This window comes from Bacterioplanoides sp. SCSIO 12839 (genome assembly GCF_024397975.1).
Classification (GTDB): domain Bacteria; phylum Pseudomonadota; class Gammaproteobacteria; order Pseudomonadales; family Oceanobacteraceae; genus Bacterioplanoides.
This window is the reverse complement of sequence record NZ_CP073745.1, coordinates 3,560,452-3,581,535: the sequence shown is the minus strand read 5'-3', so window position 1 is coordinate 3,581,535 and position 21,084 is coordinate 3,560,452. Positions and strand designations below refer to the sequence as shown.

General features: G+C 48.5%; 18 protein-coding genes. 6 read left to right on the top strand and 12 right to left on the bottom strand.

The genetic code is table 11. From position 1 onward, the window contains the following. Positions 1-126: 126 nt before the first annotated feature. The gene (gene speE, locus KFF03_RS16255; protein WP_255857975.1) at positions 127-1,017 is read right to left on the bottom strand and encodes a polyamine aminopropyltransferase; all 891 of its coding nucleotides are present in this window, start codon (positions 1,015-1,017) and stop codon (positions 127-129) included. A gap of 78 nt (positions 1,018-1,095) precedes the next feature. On the opposite strand from speE, the gene speA (KFF03_RS16250) reads away from it, so the two are divergent. The 3 genes from speA (KFF03_RS16250) (at position 1,096) to KFF03_RS16240 (ending at position 4,480) form a co-directional block, all read left to right on the top strand. After that, positions 1,096-3,018 (top strand): biosynthetic arginine decarboxylase, encoded by a 1,923-nt coding sequence (speA, locus tag KFF03_RS16250; protein WP_255857974.1) that lies wholly within the window; start codon positions 1,096-1,098, stop codon positions 3,016-3,018. Between the two features lie 259 nt (positions 3,019-3,277). Continuing rightward, the gene (locus KFF03_RS16245) at positions 3,278-3,559 is read left to right on the top strand and encodes a hypothetical protein (protein WP_255857972.1); all 282 of its coding nucleotides are present in this window, start codon (positions 3,278-3,280) and stop codon (positions 3,557-3,559) included. Positions 3,560-3,778: 219 nt separating this feature from the next. Further along, positions 3,779-4,480, top strand: a complete 702-nt coding sequence (locus KFF03_RS16240; protein WP_255857971.1) for a DUF3047 domain-containing protein — start codon at positions 3,779-3,781, stop codon at positions 4,478-4,480. Between the two features lie 87 nt (positions 4,481-4,567). Here KFF03_RS16240 and KFF03_RS16235 read toward each other — a convergent pair whose 3' ends face one another. The 11 genes from KFF03_RS16235 to KFF03_RS16185 all read right to left on the bottom strand — a co-directional run bounded on the left by KFF03_RS16235 (position 4,568) and on the right by KFF03_RS16185 (position 16,714). Beyond that, a complete protein-coding gene (locus KFF03_RS16235; protein ID WP_255857970.1) occupies positions 4,568-5,560 on the bottom strand; it encodes a metallophosphoesterase in 993 nt (330 codons plus the stop codon). Positions 5,561-5,756: 196 nt separating this feature from the next. After that, positions 5,757-6,458, bottom strand: a complete 702-nt coding sequence (locus tag KFF03_RS16230; protein WP_255857969.1) for an HAD family hydrolase — start codon at positions 6,456-6,458, stop codon at positions 5,757-5,759. Next, a complete protein-coding gene (locus tag KFF03_RS16225) occupies positions 6,458-7,129 on the bottom strand; it encodes a DUF484 family protein (RefSeq protein WP_255857968.1) in 672 nt (223 codons plus the stop codon). Before KFF03_RS16225 ends, KFF03_RS16230 begins: the two co-directional genes overlap by 1 nt. A gap of 20 nt (positions 7,130-7,149) precedes the next feature. Beyond that, on the bottom strand, positions 7,150-7,986 hold the full coding sequence (dapF, locus tag KFF03_RS16220) for a diaminopimelate epimerase (RefSeq protein ID WP_255857967.1): 837 nt from the start codon (positions 7,984-7,986) through the stop codon (positions 7,150-7,152). 46 nt (positions 7,987-8,032) lie between these two features. Further along, on the bottom strand, positions 8,033-9,298 hold the full coding sequence (gene lysA, locus KFF03_RS16215) for a diaminopimelate decarboxylase (RefSeq protein WP_255857966.1): 1,266 nt from the start codon (positions 9,296-9,298) through the stop codon (positions 8,033-8,035). Continuing rightward, positions 9,298-9,480: a lipoprotein gene (locus tag KFF03_RS16210; RefSeq protein WP_255860947.1), complete on the bottom strand. Its 183-nt coding sequence runs from the start codon at positions 9,478-9,480 to the stop codon at positions 9,298-9,300. Before KFF03_RS16210 ends, lysA begins: the two co-directional genes overlap by 1 nt. Before the next feature lie 112 nt (positions 9,481-9,592). Further along, positions 9,593-12,535 carry a class I adenylate cyclase gene (locus KFF03_RS16205; RefSeq protein WP_255857965.1) on the bottom strand — a complete coding sequence of 981 codons (2,943 nt, stop codon included), beginning with the start codon at positions 12,533-12,535 and terminating at the stop codon, positions 9,593-9,595. Positions 12,536-12,599: 64 nt separating this feature from the next. Continuing rightward, a complete protein-coding gene (locus tag KFF03_RS16200; protein WP_255857964.1) occupies positions 12,600-13,442 on the bottom strand; it encodes a siderophore-interacting protein in 843 nt (280 codons plus the stop codon). Positions 13,443-13,490: 48 nt separating this feature from the next. Continuing rightward, positions 13,491-14,396: a carbon-nitrogen hydrolase gene (locus KFF03_RS16195; RefSeq protein ID WP_255857963.1), complete on the bottom strand. Its 906-nt coding sequence runs from the start codon at positions 14,394-14,396 to the stop codon at positions 13,491-13,493. A 9-nt stretch (positions 14,397-14,405) separates the two neighbouring features. Then, on the bottom strand, positions 14,406-15,443 hold the full coding sequence (locus KFF03_RS16190) for an agmatine/peptidylarginine deiminase (protein ID WP_255857962.1): 1,038 nt from the start codon (positions 15,441-15,443) through the stop codon (positions 14,406-14,408). 14 nt (positions 15,444-15,457) lie between these two features. Further along, complete coding sequence (locus tag KFF03_RS16185) at positions 15,458-16,714, bottom strand: heparan-alpha-glucosaminide N-acetyltransferase domain-containing protein (RefSeq protein ID WP_255857961.1); 1,257 nt, start codon at positions 16,712-16,714, stop codon at positions 15,458-15,460. A 388-nt stretch (positions 16,715-17,102) separates the two neighbouring features. Between KFF03_RS16185 and speA (KFF03_RS16180) the strand changes: the two genes are divergently transcribed. The 3 genes from speA (KFF03_RS16180) to KFF03_RS16170 are packed head-to-tail and all read left to right on the top strand — an operon-like array spanning position 17,103 to position 21,078. Next, positions 17,103-19,034, top strand: a complete 1,932-nt coding sequence (speA, locus tag KFF03_RS16180) for a biosynthetic arginine decarboxylase (RefSeq protein WP_255857960.1) — start codon at positions 17,103-17,105, stop codon at positions 19,032-19,034. 19 nt (positions 19,035-19,053) lie between these two features. Continuing rightward, positions 19,054-20,262 (top strand): saccharopine dehydrogenase family protein, encoded by a 1,209-nt coding sequence (locus KFF03_RS16175; protein WP_255857959.1) that lies wholly within the window; start codon positions 19,054-19,056, stop codon positions 20,260-20,262. A gap of 24 nt (positions 20,263-20,286) precedes the next feature. Further along, positions 20,287-21,078, top strand: coding sequence for a 4'-phosphopantetheinyl transferase superfamily protein (locus tag KFF03_RS16170; protein WP_255857958.1), 792 nt, complete (start codon positions 20,287-20,289; stop codon positions 21,076-21,078). Positions 21,079-21,084 lie beyond the last annotated feature (6 nt).

Genomic DNA, 21,084 nt, shown 5'->3' with positions numbered 1-21,084 from the left:
AAAACGATGATGTGGCTGGCTGAGTGAGTTTTCTATACTCTGGTGGCCAGGGAACTTTTTTAAAGGCATGATGAAAATTTCACTTCAAACCCGGGCGCTCGCCCGGGCTTAATCAACTAAAAAGAATCAGTCCTCAATTCCCAAAGACCGCTTCATAAATTCCGGTATAGCAATACCACCCGCATGAATATCAGCATTGTAATATTCAGTACGGAACTCTTTATTCACCGCATCATCAATGCGGAAGTCAGTCGCATCACCACCTTTACATGCCAGTGTGCAGCTCCACCAACCCGATGGATAAATCACCTGCGGGAACTGGAAGGTGTGAGAAGACGTCGCACCGGCAGTCGCCATATCCACATGGATATCTTTAATAATGGTGTTGCTGTGATACAGCGGCGATTCACTTTGCTGAACCACAATGCCGCCTTCACGCAGGGCTTTAAAACAATCGCGGTAAAAATCGACGGCGAATAAACCTTCCGCTGGGCCAACCGGGTCGGTGCTGTCGATAATAATGATATCCAGCGATTCTGGTGCGCAGTCTTTCACCCATTTAATGCCGTCATCAAAACGAATATCAGCGCGTGGATCAGCGTTAGATTCACACAGCTCTGGGAAATATTTCTCCGCCATGCGGGTGACCATTTCATCGATATCGATCTGGGTCACTTTTTCCACACCCGGGTGTTTCAGTACTTCGCGCAGGGTGCCGCAGTCGCCACCACCAATAATGGCTACGTGTTTTGGGTCTTTATGAGCGAACAGTGCCACGTGTGACATCATCTCGTGATACACAAAGTTCTCACGGGTAGAAACCATGGTGCAGCCGTCGATCACCATCAGCTTGCCGTAGGTTTCGGTGTCGTACATATCGATGGTCTGAAATTCACTTTGTACGCTTTCCAGCTTCTCTTTCACTTTCAGAGAGAAGGCTGATCCTTCGGAATCAAAAACTTCGGTAAACCACCCCTGGCCTTGTGGAAAAGCAGTGCTTTGATTAGATGTGCTCATAGCTGATACTCAAAGATGTCGATGTGTTTTAAAATTGGCGCAAAGATACCCTAACCGCCCGCCGTTCGGATACCCCTTATGACATTGGATTCTAGCAAAGCCAGCAGTGCTGCAGAGCATTACAACTTACCCTACTGGAGTGAGGGATATGCTCAGGTCAATGCGGCAGGTGAGTTATGTATTCATCCACAGGCTGATAACGGCAATGGCGTTAACTTAAACCAGTTAGGTGAGCAGCTAAAAAGTGCTGGCCTGCGTCTGCCGGTGCTGGTGCGTTTTCCGGGCATTCTGCATCACAGAGTACAGTCACTGGTCAGCGCGTTTCAGCAGGCCCGTGACGAGCTGGATTACAACGGCGGTTTTACGCCGGTCTACCCGATCAAGGTGAACCAGCAACAGCCGGTGGTGGAGCAACTGTTAACAGGCCAGCAGCAGGCCGGAGTTGAACGTTTGGGGCTGGAAGCGGGCAGTAAGCCAGAACTCATTGCAGTACTCGCACAGCTTGGAACCCATAAAGGTGTGGTGGTGTGCAACGGTTATAAAGACGCGCATTTTATTCGCCTGGCACTGATGGCAGAAAAGATGGGTCATCAGGTCTTTATTGTGATCGAGAAGTTATCCGAGCTGCCGTTGGTGTTGGCAGAAGCACAACGCCTCAAGGTGAAACCACGGTTGGGGATTCGTGCGCGCTTAGCCACCATCGGCAAAGGCAACTGGCAAAACACCGGCGGCGAAAAATCCAAGTTTGGTTTGTCGGCATATCAGATTCTGCAGGTGGTGGAACAGTTACGTGCGGAAGGTCAGCTCGACTGCTTACAACTGCTGCATTTTCACCTCGGTTCACAGTTGGCCAATATCCGTGATATTCAAACCGGCTTAGGGGAATGCAGCCGCATTTTTGCCGAGTTAGTAAAGCTCGGAGTACCGGTGCAATGGCTGGATGTGGGTGGTGGCTTAGGGGTGGATTACGAAGGTACGCGCTCGCGCAGTTATTGTTCGATGAACTACAGCATGGCGGAGTACGCCCGTAATGTGGTGTGTGCGTTTAAAGACATTTGTGATGAACTTGGTCTGGCCCAGCAGCCGAACATTATTACTGAATCCGGCCGAGCGATGACGGCCCATCATGCGCTGTTATTAACTGAGATTATTGATTCAGAAAGTCCGCAGGAAGGTGTGGTTAATCCTCCCGAAGGTGAGGCACCACAAGCGTTAAAAGCTCTGTACCAGATCTTCGATCAACTGTGTTATGCACAAGACAAACACGGCATCAGCCCGCGTTCGCTGGTAGAGATTTATCACGATGTGCAACATTGGGTCGGCGATGCACAATCCGGTTTTGCCTTGGGGATGTTCTCGTTATCACAACGGGCACAAATGGAAGCGCTCTACAGCCGTATCAGTCGTGAACTAAAACAGCGGTTAAATCCGGGCAATCGCAGCCATCGTGATTTATTGGATGAGTTACACGAGAAGCAGGCGGAAAAAGTGTTTGTGAACTTCTCGCTGTTCCAGTCGCTGCCGGATATCTGGGGCATTAACCAGATCTTCCCGATTTTACCGGTACGAGGTCATCACGATCCGGTACGTCACCGTGCGGTTGTGCAGGACATCACCTGTGACTCCGACGGCCGCATCGACAGCTACGTCGATGCCGACGGTATTGAAACCTGTTTGCCATTACCGAGTATCGCAAAAGGCGAACAGCTGGCGTTTTTCCTGGTGGGCGCTTATCAGGAAATCCTAGGCGATATGCACAACCTGTTTGGTGACACCGATTCAGTGGATGTGGTGTTGGATAAAAACGGTGATGTGCAGCTGCAGAATCCGATTCTGGGCGACGATATCGCCGACGTATTGGATTATGTGAACTTCTGCCCGGCGGATATTCAGCAGCGCTTACAGCAGCAGGTGGCAGCGTCGGATTTAACCGATAGTGATAAAGCGGAATTCAGCCGTGAGCTGAGCGAATCTCTGCAGGCTTACACTTACCTCTCCTGAGTCCACGTTTGTGTGTGGAGTTTGTGTGTGGGACAAATCCCACGCAGTATTTATTAAAAAATGGCCGTTCATCAGAAATTGGACGGCTGATTCTTAACACGCAGGCAGATTTCTGACGCGTGCAAATAATTCGTAACATTTTTTGTCTGTTTCTGGCGAATGCGGCTGGTTGGTCTATAAGTATTGGCATCAATTTTTTCAGGCGTGGCCTGAATCGACACACTATTTCTCAAGACCATGTCGTATAAGGAGAACAAAGATGGCTGACGAAGAATTAGAAATGCATGATGACATGCAAGCAGACAACGAAAGCGATAACAGCACTAATAACGCGGATAATGATTCAGAAGAAAATAACGAATCAAGCGACGATAATATTGTGAATACTAGTAGTGCTGCTCGTGATGAAATGCGTCAATCGATGGAAGATGATGTAGCAGCGTTTTTAGCACGCGGCGGTCAGATTCAGCAGATCGACGATAACGTCATGGCTGATCCGCCACGTAAGCCACAAACGAATTATGGCAGTCGCCCGATTTAATCACTGATTAATACAATAAACCCGGGTTCAGAAAATGCACGTTCGTATGGTTTTCCCCGGGTTTTTTAGGGTTTTATGAATGATTAAATAACTAATGATTGTTCAATAATGACCTGGCGCAACCAATCAGGCCAACAGTCAACGTAATACCAAAGATTAGCTGACATCCTTTTCAGCGAGCTGTTATGGTTGCCTCTCAACAAGCAAGGATGCTGAACGATGTACACCTACTCAAAAAAATCCCGACGCCGTATGCACGCCATTCCCGCTGCCATTGCTTTAACCTGCCTTGTAATCTTCTGGTTTCTCTCCGGTCATTCACGAGTCCAGGCTGAAGTCGTCAATACACCAGTAACCAATACACCAGCAACAACGAGCACCACGTTATTGTCGAGTGATAACACCTGGCAATGGGAGCTTGACTGTTATGACTGTGTGGTTGAGCCGCAGTACGATGTGATCCATGGCAATGTGGTGCGTTTGCAAAGCCGTCAGGAGTTAGTGCTATCCACCGAATTGGGTGACGAGTTGAACCCATCAGAGTGGGCCAATCCGGAACTGAGCTGGCGTTGGACCGTTGATCGTTATGTTGAACGTCAGCCTCTGATGCGTCTGACTCTGAAAGTCAAAGAAACTGATAGCTGGCCAAGCCGTACACTACATTATGTCTGGCACAGCGGTCTGGCGGCTGGTGAATCAGAAGTTTTATCGGATTTTGAACACTTGCTGGTGGTGAGTGGCAAAACCAGCAAAGCCGAAAGCTGGCAGGCGATTCAGCGTAATTTAAATCAGGATTGGCAGGAAATTTACGAAGAAAACTTCCCCGGTATTGAATCGCTTGAACTGGCCTTAGGCATGCCGGGAGAAAGTGGCGGCACCGGCGGTTTTATCCAACAGCTGGTGATTGCCGGAACCGATTAAACAAAATCAGATTGATAAAAAACCGACCTGCAGTGTGACTGCCGGTCGGTTTTTTATAGCTTTGTCAGGATAAATTGCCCAATGCTCTTATTTCTGGCGCTGCATGGTTCGGGTATAAGCCGCACGGTATTCACCACTCACCGGATCAACGGTGTAAGCCGTACCATGGAATTGATCGCCCTGAATTTCGATATGGAAAAAGCCCAGGATTTCATCTTCCTGCCAGTAATATTCATTCAGCTCAGTTTTGGTGACAAAGTTTTTCGTTTTGGCACCGGCACCACTGATGATATGGAAGGTTCCGGGACAGGAGTCTTTTTCTTTTAACCATTGCAGTGCATGTGTGTGGCCTACAATCATGGCATCAGCGTTACCGCAGACGTTTTTTTCTACCATTTCCTTAAAAAACTTGCCCTGGCCGATCAGGCTGTCGTAATTACCGGCATTGCCGTGTGAACCATTAGAGATATAAGGGTGGTGCCCAAAGGCAATTTTCCAAGGGGCGCTGGATGCTTTAAAGCCATCCAATAACCACTTGCCCTGCTTCTCTGAGTAATCGTCTTTGTTGTATTCATCGCTTGGGTCACCGGCAGACGCGGACGGGTTGGTGTCCATGGCATAAAAACTGACCAGCGGTGTGCCATTAGCGGGCGCATTGAACTGATAATAGCGAGCGGGCATTTGCCACTTTTCGCTTTTCCGGTCCTTGCGGTAATGGTACTCAACCTGAATTTCACCTTTGTCGTTATCGGCACCGTCACCACCAATAATCCAGCTGTTGTCGTGATTACCCAGTGCCATATAAAACGGGAAATCGAGGTTTTTATAGGGGTCTTCGAATTTCAGGTCGAATTGGATGTCATCAACACCATCAACGCCACTTTCATAAATGTTGTCACCCAAGCCAATGGCGAAATCGCACGGTTTTAATTGGCATACCGCTTCCATCGCTGCGGCGACTTTATATTGGCCATCTTTACCCGTGCCGGAGTCGCCAATGGCAATAAAGCTTACTTTTGTATCCGGTTGTGGATAAACAACGGTTTCATCAACCGGCGTAGGATCCGCAGGTTTTGACATGGCGAAACTATTAAGTGGTGTGCTAGCTAGTGCGATGCCTGAGAGTGAGAGCGCAAGCAGTGTTTTTTTCATGATGGTATCCCAAGGTGAGTTTTTAGTATTATCGTTCCACTTTGTGAAATCAGTATGACCAAAAAATGACAGGGAAAACATGGTTATTTATGCTGAGAATAGGTGGCTATTTGCGCCAGCAGCGTTATTGCAACGCGGCGACGGCGCTGACCAGTTGTGACAGATGGGTAATCTCCTGATCCGGAACACATTCCTGTTCGGCCCAGGCAGCATCGCATAAATTCACCCAGATGGTTTTTATACCCAGGCGTTTAGCGGCGACGATGTCCTGCTCCTGATGATCGCCGATATGAATACATTCTTCTGGGTTTACCCCGGCGTGTGCTAACGCTGCTTCAAACAAATCTGCCTGAGGTTTGGGAGCGCCCACTTGTTCGGCACTAAAATGAGCATCAAATAAATGATCAATGCCAATTAATTTTAAATCGGCATTGCCATTGGTGGCAGCGATTAACGAATAATCGTTCTTCAGGGTTTTGAGTGCGTCCAATGCACCATCAAATAAGGTGACTTCACTGCGGGTTTTATAAAACACATCGAAGGCTTGTTGTGCTTTTTCCCGACCTTCGTCACCACTGATGCCGGCCTGTAAAAAGACCCGGCGCAATACTTCTAGGCGCAGAGCTGAGACTTTATCGCGCAACTGGGGGAAACATTCGGCAATATCATTTTTGTATTGGCGTAATGCTTCGAGGGTATAAAACTCAGCGGCTTGTGGCACATTAGCCACAATCCAGTCATGACAGGCTTTTTCAGCTTTCACAATGACTGGGTCGGTTTCCCACAGAGTGTTGTCCAGATCCAATGTGACTAATTTGATACTCATTAAACGACCGGAATTTGCGGTAACCGTAACGCCAGAATATCTGCCACATAGTCGAGGAATAAGGTATCCATTGAGCTGCGGTAATAAGATGGGTCTTTACTGGCAACAGTTAATACGCCGTTATTGCCCGGGCCGCGAACCTGAGCGGCAGCGACTGAGCGGGCGTTGGTTGTCTGGCTGCCCAGTAATGCGGCAATATCGTCTTCGGCCAGTTGTCCACACACAGCACGATGGCCTTTAAATAAACGGTGAATACTGCGCTGACGTTCGGTAGAGCGAATGGTGATTAACGGCGCTTCTAAATTACGTTCGGTAAAGTGTAATAACGCCCAGGTATCCACACCGAAGTCGTTACGCAGAGAATCATCCAGTGCTGCCTGAACCGCCAGCCAGCTTTCGGCTTCAATCAAAGCCAGCACCAGACGGCGGCTTTTTTCAAACAGCTGATCATTGCGGCGGGCGTTTTCCAGTAGGTCGGATAACCGCTGGCGTAATTCAACATTACGTTCACGGTGAACCGATAACTGGCGCTCGACCAGGCTGGTGGCCGGGCCCGCATTATGAGGAATACGCATTTCTGCCAACAGGTCATCTTTACCGATAAAAAAATCCGGGTGATCCTGTAAAAACTGTTCAACATCGGCTTCGGTTAAACGAGGTTGCTGGCTCATAAAGATTCCTTAAACGGCACTCAGAGGTTAATCCGGCCTTCAAATACGGTGGTAGCAGGCCCGGTCATTTTGATATGAGAATCCGGCTTGCCATCCCATTCTATCAACAAATCGCCACCCGGCAGCGACACCGTTACGCCTGGCTTTAACCAGCCACGTAACTGCCCGGATACGACGGCAGCACAGGCACCGGTACCACAAGCTAGTGTCTCACCTGCTCCACGTTCAAATACCCGCAGGCGAACATGATGTTCGTCGACGATCTGCATAAAACCAATATTGGCTTTGGCCGGGAAGCTGGTGTGTGACTCCAGAATAGGCCCCCAGCTTTCGACCGGAGCGTTGTCGACATCATCAACCCGCACGACACCATGCGGGTTACCCATGGAGACCGCACCGAGAGAAATCTCGCCAATGTCACCAGCGTCGATGGTGTATTCTGGCGCAAACTCAGTAGCTTTAAATGGAATTAGCTCCGGCTCCAGAATCGGCGCACCCATATCGACGATTACCTGTTTGTCATCGGTCAGGGTCAGTTCCATTAAGCCATTGGCGGTTTCGACTTTAATGCTGCGCTTGCCGGTTAAACGCTGGTCATAGACAAAGCGGGCAAAACAACGCGCACCGTTGCCGCAGTTTTCCACTTCGCTGCCATCGGCGTTAAAAATACGGTATTTAAAATCGACATCCGGGCGACTTGGTTGCTCAACAATTAACAGCTGATCAAAGCCAATGCCAAAATTACGGTCAGACAGTTCACGCACGCGCTCAGGGCGGATAAAACCGCTCTGAGTGACCAGATCAACCACCATAAAGTCGTTGCCGAGGCCGTGCATTTTGCTGAATTTAAGCCACATAGGGAGTTGCCTGCTGCTGTTCTGGAAGTTGCGATTCTCGAATACGTTATTCTGCGATCAGTTGTTCGTGAGCAAACAACTCCTGAATAGTCTCGCGCTGGCGCACCAGATGCAGTTGCTCACCATCTACCATGACCTCCGCCGGGCGACCACGGCTGTTGTAGTTAGAGGCCATCACAAAACCATAAGCACCCGCCGACATCACGGCAACCCGATCGCCAGCTTCTAATGCCAGTTCCCGATCTTTTCCTAAGAAGTCACCGGTTTCACACACCGGGCCAACCAGATCATAGGTACGCACCGGGGCATCGGAGGTTTCTTTTAATGGCTTAATATCCTGCCAGGCACTGTATAACGACGGACGGATTAAATCGTTCATCGCGCCGTCGATAATGGCGAAGTTTTTGTGTTCGTTTAATTTCAGGAATTCTACCTGTGTAACAAACACACCGGCATTGGCAGCAACCGAACGGCCCGGCTCAAAAATTAATTTAAATTGTTTGCCAGCGTCTTCGCGCTGGCCTAAGCGCTCTTTAATCGCCGCAATGTATTCACCTGCTGACGCTGGTGTTTCATCACGGTAGGTCACGCCAAGGCCGCCACCTAGATCCAAGTGTTCAATCTTGATGCCTTGTTCGGCCAGGGTATCGACCAGTGCCAGAACACGATCCAATGCATCCATAAACGGAGAAATTTCGGTCAGCTGGCTGCCGATATGACAATCGACCCCTTTGACTTCTAAGCCCGGTAACTCATTGGCTTTGGCATAAACCCGCGGTGCTTCGTTAATATCGATGCCAAACTTGTTGTCTTTCAAACCGGTGGAAATATACGGGTGCGTTTGAGCATCTACATCCGGGTTCACACGCAAAGAAACCTGAGCGGTTTTGCCCAGTTCAGACGCCACGGTACTGAGGCGCTCCAGCTCTGCTTCAGATTCAACGTTAAAACAATACACGCCCACTTCTAAGGCACGCTGCATTTCAGCAGGTTGTTTGCCGACGCCGGAGAAGACGACTTTGCTGGCATCACCACCGGCGGCCAGAACCCGCTCCAGCTCGCCCTGGCTAACGATGTCAAAACCAGCGCCCAGTTTGGCTAACACGTTTAATACCGCCAGGTTGGAGTTGGCTTTTACCGCATAACACACCAGGTGTGGCCACTCGCCCAGTGCTTCGGTATAGGCACTGAAATGTTGTTCAAAGGCGGCGCGTGAATAGACATACAGCGGCGTACCAAACTGCTCGGCAGCGGCGCTTAGGGAAACCTGTTCGGCGTGTAACTCGCCATTTTGATAGCTGAAAACTGACATCAGGGTTGCGATTCCGTAGTTGTTCTTGCAGGTGTGGTTATGCTTGCAGGTGTGGTTGTGTTTGCAGGTGTGTCTGTACTTTCAGACGTTTTGGGCGTTGGTTCCGGGAGATACAGCGGCCCTTTCTGACCACAACCCGCTGACAGGGTTAAACCAGTCAGTAGTAATACGCTGAGCAGCATGCGTAAGCCGGATCTGAGCGCGATAAACGGGAGTGCCATTGATGATTCCACACAAGCAGAGAATAAAAGATGGCGGGCATTATACGGGGTCACGCTCTGGCTGTCAGGCGCTCTATTCAGGGGGCTGATGCACTGATGTTAGCGGCAGGAGAGGCGGTAAGGTCAGTAAGGCCTGATTCAGTAGTTTTTCGATCCGCTGTTTATGGCGCAAATGCGTAATGACCTGTTGATTGTCGCTAGGCAATGACAGGTCAGACAGATAACACGGATAGGTTTCCTGTGAATGTTCCTGCGGCTGGCGAATAGCCTGAACCTCTTCAGCAACGGCCTGATACAACTGATCGCCAAACTGCCAGACGCTGAATTCCTGGTTGTTGCAATACAGAGTGGTTTGTTGCTGTTCGTCGACCACGGCGCGTAAATCGATAGCGCTGGACTGCTCACTCAGCGGTGGCAACTTTCGCCGTACCAACTCAAGCTCCAAGCTTTGTTTTTTGTTGCGTACTTCAAATAACAGGATATTGCGCTGTTGTTTCCTCTGAGGTGGTTTTTTCTGCCCATGTAATTGGGATAACCAGCGCTGATCCAGTTGTCGTAAAAAACGAATAATGGGTAATAACCGGCGGCTGCCTTCATCATCGTTCCATTGTTGATGCAACAGTGCGCCTTTATCGTCTAATAAATAAAAGAAGAATTTATTTTTTCGACGCCAGAAAAATAATTGCCAGATCCCCGGACGGGCACGTTGATAAATTAACCGCAGTGGGCTTTGTGACAAGGCCGCATCATCAAATACACAAGGTGCATAAAACGAATTTGGGCGCTGCAGCAGACGCAATAATTCAACGGAATTTGCAGCTTTTTGCAGCTGTACGCCATCCTGTTCGTGACGCAATAAATAATATTGCTCTGATGCTTCAATTAAATAAGGCGAGCGAGGTTGCTGCAGAAAATGCTGCATAACTTTTTGCAGCAAATGTTCAACCCGTGCCTGAATACTGCTGGCCCGGCTGGCACAATGGCAATGTGTGCTAATGGGTGGCCATTGGTTCGTGGTGGTTATGTTGTTTGTGCCGGAGTTAGCGGTGTTGTTACTGGTGTTCGCGGTGTTGTTACTGGTGTTCGCGGTGTTGTTACTGGAGTTAGCGGCCTGAGCCAACGGCAAATAACGCAGAATATGTTGCAGGCAGCGCAACATTGCATCACTGCCATCAAAGCGCTCAACCGTCCATTCGCCCCAGCTATTAACGGTTAATAAATCCAGCGTGTGCACCAGATTTTCGCGGGCAGCGCTATAGCCCAACGCATCGTCACGATTGCTGAGTTTCTGCATACCACGACGGCTGAATTTATGTTGTGGGTCGACCCCGGCATTCACATACACCCGCCAGTAACGCGGTTGTGGTGGCTGCATTAAACTGTGGCTGTCTGGATGACGTGGTGCTTCTTCGCGTACCAGCTGCAGCAACTCTTTTAGTTCGTATTGGCTTAATGGATTGTGACTGGGGTAGAGCGCGATATTGGTGTGAGCGCTGAGTAAGCCATTAAACTGAGCAAAAAATAACAGCTCCATCACACTGGGGGATTGTTTTAATATCTGATCCGGATCTGGAGACTGAGGGTTAACCGCATCCCGATTGCCATCCGCCGGAATTAATTGCCACACCCGCTTGGGCGTAAGCCGAAGAATCAGCTTTTCTTGCTGCAGGGAGCGGGCAATACCCGGATTAATATTGATGATCTTACCGGGCTTGGCATCAAAAGCAGCGTAAAGACGATTCCCCAACAGACGCATATCATCGGGGCGTATATGCAATTTAGGCGCATGTTTCTGACTAAACCCCGCGAGAAAACGATAGCTGGATAACATCTCGCTGATTAGGGCATTGCGCTCTTTATAAACCTTAACCGGATTCCATTGGTCACGTTGGTCCAGCTCGATAAGATCGGCGACCAGCCAGCCCCATTGGCTGCATAAATGATTCAGTGTTTTGGCACGCCAGCTGTCACGCTGGTTGCGGGATAAATCTGACAACGGTAACTTGGCTTTGTAATAAAAAGCGCGTCGTGCCAGCTGCACACGTTGCTGATTGCCTTCCTGTTCCAGCTGTTTAATCACCCGCTCTAACATCAGCAAGTAGGCGTCACAGTTTTCGACGTCGGTAATACCCTGATGCACCAGAGCTTTTAAATCCCAGCACAGTGGCCGGATATTCGGATATTGAGTGGCGTAATGTCGGGTTAGCAGAAGTTTCAGCAGCGCTTTATAAGGATTACTCAGGCCTTTGTTGAGCTGCCACAACCCCGCACCAACAAACTCAGTGACCGGAATGGTATGAATCTGGCCAAAGTGCAGCCATTGGTCGGCCTGAACCCGGTGTTGATCGAGCAGTTGCTCCCAATATTGAGCCGACCTGCGTTCCTGTTTCTCTGGAATCAGCCACCACGAAGGTTTAGCCCCGGCGAGCCATAAGGCACTGCGATAAAACTCATCCAGCAATAACAAGTGCTGGCTGCTGCCACAATCTTCACCGTCTGCAGATTCACTTTGTCCTTCACGGAAGTCCCGCAGATTCATCGGAAAAAAGTGCAGCTCGACACTCTGGCTAGCTGCCCAGCGTTCAATCACATCACACTTCTGTTTCAGTAGCGCGAGTTGTTCAGGGTCTAAGCGCTCGTCATGACATAGCCAAACATCCAGGTCACTGCTGCGCGATTGCGCCAGAGAGCCGAGACTGCCCATCAAATACAGGCCAAGAATGTGTTTGTCGGAAAAGAAGTCACGTGGCACACCCACGCCCCGGGAAATGCTCTGCAACGCGTGCTGGTGCTGAACTTCCGGCTGAAAGTGCAGAATGCCACAAGGAACGTCGTGGTTAATAAACCCGGGTAACTGCTGGTGGTTCAGGTGAATTAACATTGGCAGGGCATCCAGCACCAGGCGCTGGCGGCTGCTCATCAAGCTACGGGTACTCTCCATTCTGGCATTGTTGAGCGCCATAAAGTCGGTGTGCCACTGATGCAGCTGTTGAGCAGAGGGAATTTCCGGAATCATACATTCAGTGTAGATGCTCTGGCCGGAAAGTTTTGTTGATGATGGGGATTAGATAGGATTACTTTTATGTAGCTGCATTTTCACTGATAGCATCCTGCTTTTTGATAATTTTATGCTTATCTTCCGTTTGACCCATTTTCCAGTAACTGCTGACGTACAGCTGATCACGGCCAACCTGTTTTTCTTGTTTAAAGTAGCTGCGTAATAAGCGCATATTGCTGAACTCACACGCCGCCCAGATTGCCACCTTGCCCGATAACCAGGGTAAGGCTTTTACTGCATCACTCAATACCGTGTTCTCGTTATCGGGATGTGAATTAACCACCCAGATAATTTCAATACCTTCTGGTTTTTTCAGGTCTTGCTGGTCTTCGTCCGCATTAATTTCAATCACGGCGTAACCACGGGCATTGTCGGGTAGTTGCTCCAGCTGACAACTGATGGCGGGTAGCGCGGTCATATCACCGGCAAATAAAAGCCAGTCAGCATCGGCTTGGGCAAACTTCACTTTACCCGGTCCATACATCAACATGTGATCGCCAGGCTGAGTGTGTGCCGCCCAACTTGAGGCTGGGCCTGACTTTGATTTAGTGCTGGAGCTTGATGTGAGAGAAGAGTCTTCACTCACTTCACCATGTAATACCAGATCAATATCCAGCGTTAAGTCCGCTTTATTAAATTTGCGTACGGTATAGGTGCGCATGATAACCGGTGCACCGGCATCAACCGCTTCGGCCGATGGTAATTCAGTCTCACCATGTGGCGGAAACAACAGTTTTACATAGCCACCTTCGCAGCCTTCAGGAAATTCAGCCAGGTCGTCACCGGTTAATGTAACGCGGCGCATATTTTTCGTAATACTCTGACTCTGGCTTACCGTTAACCGATAAGGAAGATCACTGGACATAAATTCCGGCCTCAGGTTTTTGAAGACTGTATTGGACGTTTCATGGAATCAGTCACGATAAATTTTTAATAAATCCTGGTAATGGTCGATTCGACGATCACGCATAAATGGCCAGATGCGGCGCACATTTTCACCGTGGTTCAAATCCACATCGGCGTACAGAATTTCTTCTTTATCTTCACTGGCAACGGCTAAAAATTCGCCCTGAGGTCCGGCAATAAAGCTGTGTCCCCAGAAATCGATACCTGGTCCGGCTTTATCAACCTCGCCAGCAGGGCCAGGATCGACTTCGTGACCTACCCGATTACAGCTCAGTACTGGTACACCGTTCGCCACGGCATGGGCACGCTGGCTGATTACCCAGGCATCCAGTTGGCGACGTTGTTCTGCTTCGTCATCGCGCGGGTCCCAGCCAATGGCAGTGGGGTAAATTAATACCTCGGCACCGGCAAGCGCCATTAAACGTGCAGCTTCCGGGAACCACTGGTCCCAGCATACTAATACGCCCAATTTACCAACGCTGGTCTGAACCGGCTCAAAGCCCATATCGCCCGGGGTAAAATAAAATTTCTCGTAGAAGCCTGGGTCATCCGGAATATGCATCTTGCGATATTTACCGGCGATGCTGCCATCACTGTCGAGTACGACAGCGGTGTTGTGGTACAGGCCCGCAGCGCGTTTTTCGAATAACGAAGCGACGATCACCACATCCAGAGACTTTGCTAATTCGCCGAGTGAATCGGTGGATGGGCCGGGAATGCTTTCCGCCAGGTCGAACACATCAACGTCTTCTTGCTGGCAGAAATACAGTGAACGATGTAATTCTTGCAGCACAATCAGTTTGGCACCGGCTTCAGCCGCTAGGCGAATGGCCTGAATACTGTCGGCAAAGTTTTTATTCAAATCAGCGCTTTTACTTTGCTGAATCAGTGCGGTTTTGAGTGTCTTTGTCATGAAGAAAACCTAAGCTAAAAACCCTTTGGGTAGCTGCATTGTAATGCAATGCAGGCTGCCGAATTGCTCAATCAATGGCAGGCAGTCGACGGCAATAATATCGTATTGTGGAAACGCAGTTTGTACCTGTTGTAAGGCGCGATTATCCAGTTCTGGCTGGCGATAGGTCGGTACCAGTACTGCGTCATTAATGATCAGGAAATTAGCATAAGTTGCCGGTAAGCGCTCGCCTTGTTGATTAAAGCATGCGGCTGGCATTGGCAGCGGTACCAGATTAAATGCCTTACCATCATGACGGCGCAACGAGGTTAGCTCTTGCTCCATCCGGTGTAATTCGTCGAAGTGCGCATCGTTCTGATCATGACACTGGACGTACACAATGGTGTTGTCCGGAGCAAAACGGGCAAGGGTATCGATGTGCGAATCGGTGTCATCGCCCTCAAGGCTGCCATGTTGTAACCACAAGACTTTTTCGCAGCCAAAGTGCTGGTTCAGCTGCTGCTCGATTTGCTCGCAAGTCATACCCGGATTACGGTTTGGATTTAACAGACATTGCTCGGTGGTCAGCAGATGACCCTGGCCATCCACTTCGATGCCACCACCTTCCAGTACAAACTCAACGGCCTGGTACTCAGCTTGTACCGAAGTTTGTTGTAATAAATGACGGTTGATGGCGTTATCGGCACTGGCGTCGTATTTGTTGCCCCAACCGTTAAAAATAAAATCCAGCGCTTTGTTGTTTCCCTGATCATCGACCAGAGTGATTGGCCCATGATCTCGTGCCCAGGTGTCATCACAAGGAATAATAAAAGTATGCAGGCGGCTGATATCGATATTGCTGTGTTGCAGCAGAGAGTGCACCTGATGTTTTACGGTTTCGTTGTGGCAGATAATCAGCAGCGACTGACGTTGTAATACCTGACGGGCCACTTCGATATAAACCGGTTCTACTTCGGCAAGGTAAGGAGCCCAATCGGTATCTTCATGTGGCCAGGTAAGCATAATGGCATCCTGAGGATGCCATTCGGGAGGTAAACAAAAAGTCATAAATGATATTCGATTTATTTATTCTGGCCTGGTTTGAATCTGGCCCAGCCGGTTGCCAGAAAATGCGTCAGCACATAAAGCGCCAGCAACGTAATTAAGAAACTGCTGCCACTGAGCGTGCGGAAACCAAAGTACATCAGGCCCCAACCAATCAACAGCCAGTGCACTACATAGATGGTGGTAATGTGTTTGCTCCAGCTGTACCAAAAGCTGAATATCGGGTTGTGAGGTATTTTCTCGACGATGTTCTGCAGTAAAAATATGGTTAATGCGGTAAAGCCGCTGATGGCAACCACAGCGCCCGGACCAGCGCGCATAGAATCACCAGAGTGATAATCAACGTCGGTTAAAATGATCGCAATTCCTGCTACGGTGGCTGCCAGGCTGTACCATGCTGATTTCTTCAGGAAACTATTTAAATCATCAGCTTGCTTCATCCAGTGGCCAAACGCCATGCCTGATATGGCGTAGGCTAACCAGGGGAGTTGTGGGAAAAAAGCGCCTTCGGAAATATTGCCGGCCAGCAGCTTCAATAATTCATCAATAACATAATTACCCGTTTTAGCGTCCCATGCATAAGGGGAAGCAAAGGCAATAATCAGCGCTAAGCCCAACCAATACTTCGGTTGTGGCAGGTAGTGGCGCAGCAGGCTACAGATAATAAAAGCGATACCAGCAAACTGCAGGATGTCTACAACTAAGAATTCTGTTAATGGTGTGTCGCCTCCCAGATCTTCGGCACTGACCAAACCCAGTTGCAGCGATAACCACATAGGTACAGAGCTTCGTACGAAGTTCAGTGCATAACCGGCAGCAAGTAAAATAAGTCCACGTTTAATGCCGGTGGAAAGAGATTTACCGCCAGCGATGGCGATAAAAATACCCATCAAAAAAACAAAACAACAAACGCTTCCAAGTAAAACTTCGTGGGTAAATTCAGGTTTGAAATCAAGTCCGTGTACCGCTGCAATAATTGCAGCGTAACCACCCAAAAATAACAGGATCGCACGTTTGGTATGTTGTGCTCCGGTGGCTTGGGGAGTAAGTAGGATCAGGCCCGATGTCAGATAAATACATGCAGCTATCCAGATGGTCAGCAACTCAAACGATAAGCCAACTGCTGTTTTAGTGAAATCCGGTGCGCCGTAAAAATAGAAAAAATGCACCACAAGCATAAACATCACACAAATACCGCGGTAGAAATCGAGAACTTTGATCCTGGATTTTCCGGCGTTCAGCACTTGAGCGTTTTGCGGCAGGGAAGCGTTCATGGAATATCCCATCCCTTAATTATAAAAAAAAATTAAATTGCTGGGGCCTTAGTAAGGTGCAATCAGGCAGAAAATAATTGCCTGGTGCCAATGCGCTGCTCGCCAGATTCAGGGCGTCGCAAAATTACTGTGCCAGTGACGGCCGGGGATTATTTCACAGGTGGTAATGGTTATCAATTGCAACTAAGGCATGAATACCAACATTGTCGCATCGCTGAAAATTAGCGAAGAATTTCAATCTAATAGCTAGATAATCTAAATGTAAATCATTATGATCCGCTTTTCTTAAGGGTGGTCCGATTGCACAGGATAGGCGGAATTCGATATCACCACGGAAATTACAGCAGCCTTAACGGATGACAATGCGGCGATTTTAACGGGTGTTAACGTGAAGATAGATCGGCAGGCCGGATGGACCATCGATAGTGCAAAAAGCACTTATGGTATCGAAAACTGGGGTAATGGGTATTTTGATATCAATGCAGGCGGTGAGGTTATTATTAAAAACCCGTCGTGCGATTCCTCATCAGGTTTGTCACTGCTGGAAATAATCGAAGGATTGCGCGATCGCGATCTTCATATGCCAGCCTTGCTGCGTATCGAAAATATTATTGACCATAGCATAAGTAAGCTTAATAACTCATTTAATAAAATCATCGACCGCCTTGGCTATCAGGGTCAGTACCGGGGTGTATTCCCGATAAAAGTAAATCAGCAAGCACAAATTGTTGAAGAAGTTGCGCAATTTGGTGTGCGTTACAGTCACGGTTTTGAGGTTGGCAGTAAGCCGGAAATGATTGCTGCGTTATCCACCTTGGATAACAGCAGCGATCAGATGTTAATTTGCAATGGTTATAAAGATCAGGAATTTGTCGATCTGGCTTTGCAGGCGGTTAAGCTGGGTACCCGCTGTTTTGTTGTTATTGAAGCGTTAGCTGAACTGCCGATCATTATTGAGCGCAGTAAGGCTTTGGGTATTGAGCCGTTAATTGGCGTTCGTGCAAAAATGACGTCGAAAGTTGGTGGACACTGGAATTCAACCAGTGGTGATCGCAGTGTTTTTGGTTTATCCGCCAGCCAGATTATTCAGGTAGTGGATGTCCTGAAAGACAATAACATGCTGCATTGTCTGCAGTTATTACATTGCCACCTGGGTTCGCAAATTCCGAACATCCGCGATATTCGTGGCGGTGTTAATGAGGCTTGTCGCTATTACGCTGACCTGTGTAAGGAAGGCGCTGCGATGAATTACATTGATCTGGGTGGTGGCCTGGCGGTGGATTATACCGGCGCGCACTCTCAGGAAAGCCAAAGCCGTAATTATTCTCTCGATGAATATTGTGAAGACGTGGTGGAAACCATTATGTCGACGCTGGATGCTTACGGTATTCGTCACCCTACCATTGTTACAGAATCTGGTCGCGCCACCGTCGCTTACTCATCCATTCTGCTGTTTAACATTCTTGATGTTACACGCTTTGAGCCAATCGAAATAAAAACCTCACGCGATGCCAGTCATGAACTACTCGATAATATGCGCGGAATTTTCGAGTATTTAAAACCGGCGCGATTGCAGGAGTGTTTTAACGACGCTCACTATTACCGTGATGAAATACGGGAGTTATTCAAACGTGGCCAGATTGGTCTGCGCACCCGGGCAGAAGCCGAGAACTTGTTTTTACAGGTATTGCATCAGGTTAAATCATTGTTGTCTGAGATGGATCAGATCCCGAAGGAGCTCGAAGGCTTTGATGAATCGCTGGCCGATATTTATTACGGCAACTTCAGTTTATTTCAATCATTGCCGGACAGCTGGGCAATTGATCAGATGTTTCCGGTAATGCCGGTGCATCGCTTGCAAGAAGCGCCGGATCGCCGTGCGGTATTGGCCGATATCACCTGTGATTGTGATGGCAAAATTGATCGTTTTATTGCTACCGATCGCGAATATAACCCCACGTTACCGCTGCACTCCTTACAGGACTCGCAGGAATATTACCTGGGCGTTTTTCTGGTGGGGGCGTATCAGGAAACCCTGGGTGATCTGCACAATTTATTTGGCGATACCAACGTCGCCAGCATTCGTTTACGTGATGACGGTGGTTATGAATTTGTTAAAGAAATTCATGGCGACACCATCGAAGACGTTCTGGGTTATGTCGAATATCAGCCATGGGAAATGAAACTGCGCTACCGCAATAAGCTCGAAGCTGCAGTTAATGAAGGTCGCATTACTGCTCGTGAGCGCCAGCAAATGATGAATACCTTCAATGCCAGTATGCAAGGCTACACCTATTACGAAAAAGACCATTTGCTTTAACCGTTCAGAGGATTCTATTGTGAAAAAAGTAATTATTATTGGCGCCGGTGGGGTTGGCCAGGTTGTTGCGCACAAGTGTGCTCAGCTGCCGGAAGTATTCAGTGAAATCGTTCTGGCCAGTCGTACCAAAAGCAAGTGTGACGCCATTGCCAGCCAGGTTAAAGCAAACTACAACCGCGACATCGAAACCGAACAGGTTGATGCCGACAGCGTAGCGGATCTGGTGCGTTTATTTGGCAAGCATAAGCCATTTATGGTGATTAATGTGGCTTTACCGTATCAGGATTTAACCATCATGGACGCTTGTCTGGAAATGAAGGTTCATTATCTGGATACCGCAAATTATGAACCGCTGGATACGGCAAAATTCGAATACAAATGGCAGTGGGAATATCAGGATAAGTTCAAGCAAGCAGGTCTGATGGCGCTGCTGGGTTCTGGTTTTGATCCGGGTGCCACCAACATGTTTACCGCTTATGCGGCGAAGCATTATTTCGATGAAATTAACTACCTCGATATTATTGATGTGAATGGTGGTGACCATGGCTATCCGTTTGCAACCAACTTCAACCCGGAAATTAATATTCGCGAAGTCACCGCAGAATGCCGTCACTGGGAAGCGGGTGAGTTTGTTGAAACGCCTGCTATGTCGATCAAGCAGGAATTCACCTGTCCGGATGGTGTTGGTACTTACAATATTTACCGTATGTATCACGAAGAGCTGGAGTCGTTAACCAAAAACTACCCAACTCTGAAGCGTGCTCAATTCTGGATGAGTTTTGGTGAAAGTTACCTTAAACACCTGGAGGTGTTAGGTAATGTTGGCATGACGGGCATCGAGCCGGTTAATTTTAATGGTCAGGAAATTGTACCGATTCAGTTCCTGAAGCAATTATTACCCGATCCTTCCACCCTAGGTCCACGTACCAAAGGCAAAACCTGTATCGGCTGCGTAGTGCGTGGCATTAAAGATGGTAAAGAACGTACGGTTTACGTCTACAACGTGAAAGACCATCAGGATTGTTATGGCGAAGTTCAGTCCCAGGCCATTTCTTATACCACTGGTGTTCCTGCCATGATTGGCGCAAAAATGATGGTTGAAGGTAAGTGGATGGAAGACGGTGTCTGGAATATTGAACAGCTTGATCCGGACCCATTTATGGAAGATATGAACAAGCATGGCCTGCCATGGCAGGTTATTGAAGAGCCGGGCTTTGATTTAATCTGATTGTTAATCCGGTAAAAAACTGCGTTGCCTGAACCGCTTGTTCAGCTGAATTATGCCAGCATTAATCTGCTTGAGGAGCCCGACTTCCGCAAGCAGGTCATTGCTTGGCTGAGCCCTACAGAACGGCAGCGGTTGGAACAATTCAGACAAACACAGCAAGCGGATCAGTATTTGCTGGCCCGGGCAATGCTGCGTTATCAGTTATCGCAAAAACACCCGGAAATTCTGCCGCAGCAATGGCAGTTTGAAGTGGATGCTCAGGGTAAGCCGCAGCTTGCTCCTCTGTTTTCACATTTAAATATCCACTTCAATTTGTCGCACAGCGAAGACATGGTTGCATTGGTAATCAGTGACGGGTTTGTGGTGGGGATTGATATCGAAGCCGATACCCGAGCAGCATTTAACATGGCGTTGGCAGAACATTATTTTGCTGACAGTGAAATTCACTGGTTACGATCGCTGCCGGTAGAGCAGCAACTACCAGGCATCGTGCAGTTATGGACGTTAAAAGAATCTTACCTCAAGGCAGAAGGTCTGGGGTTGAGAGTACCGTTGCGTAAACTGGTCTTTTCTTTTTCCGGAACCCATGCGCTGAGCCTGGAATTATCGTCCGATTGTGATGGTATCAAAGGCTTTAAAAAAACAGATTTTTGCGCGCTGTATCGCCCTGGTACGAACTACAGTCTGGCGCTGACCGTTAAAGCTGATTGCAGGATCAGTGAATCAGACGTGAAGGTAGAACAATGGTGTGGTTTGCGACAAGGCATTCAGCACCAGTACTGCCAATTATTAAGAACGACTTCTGTTGAGAATTAATACACC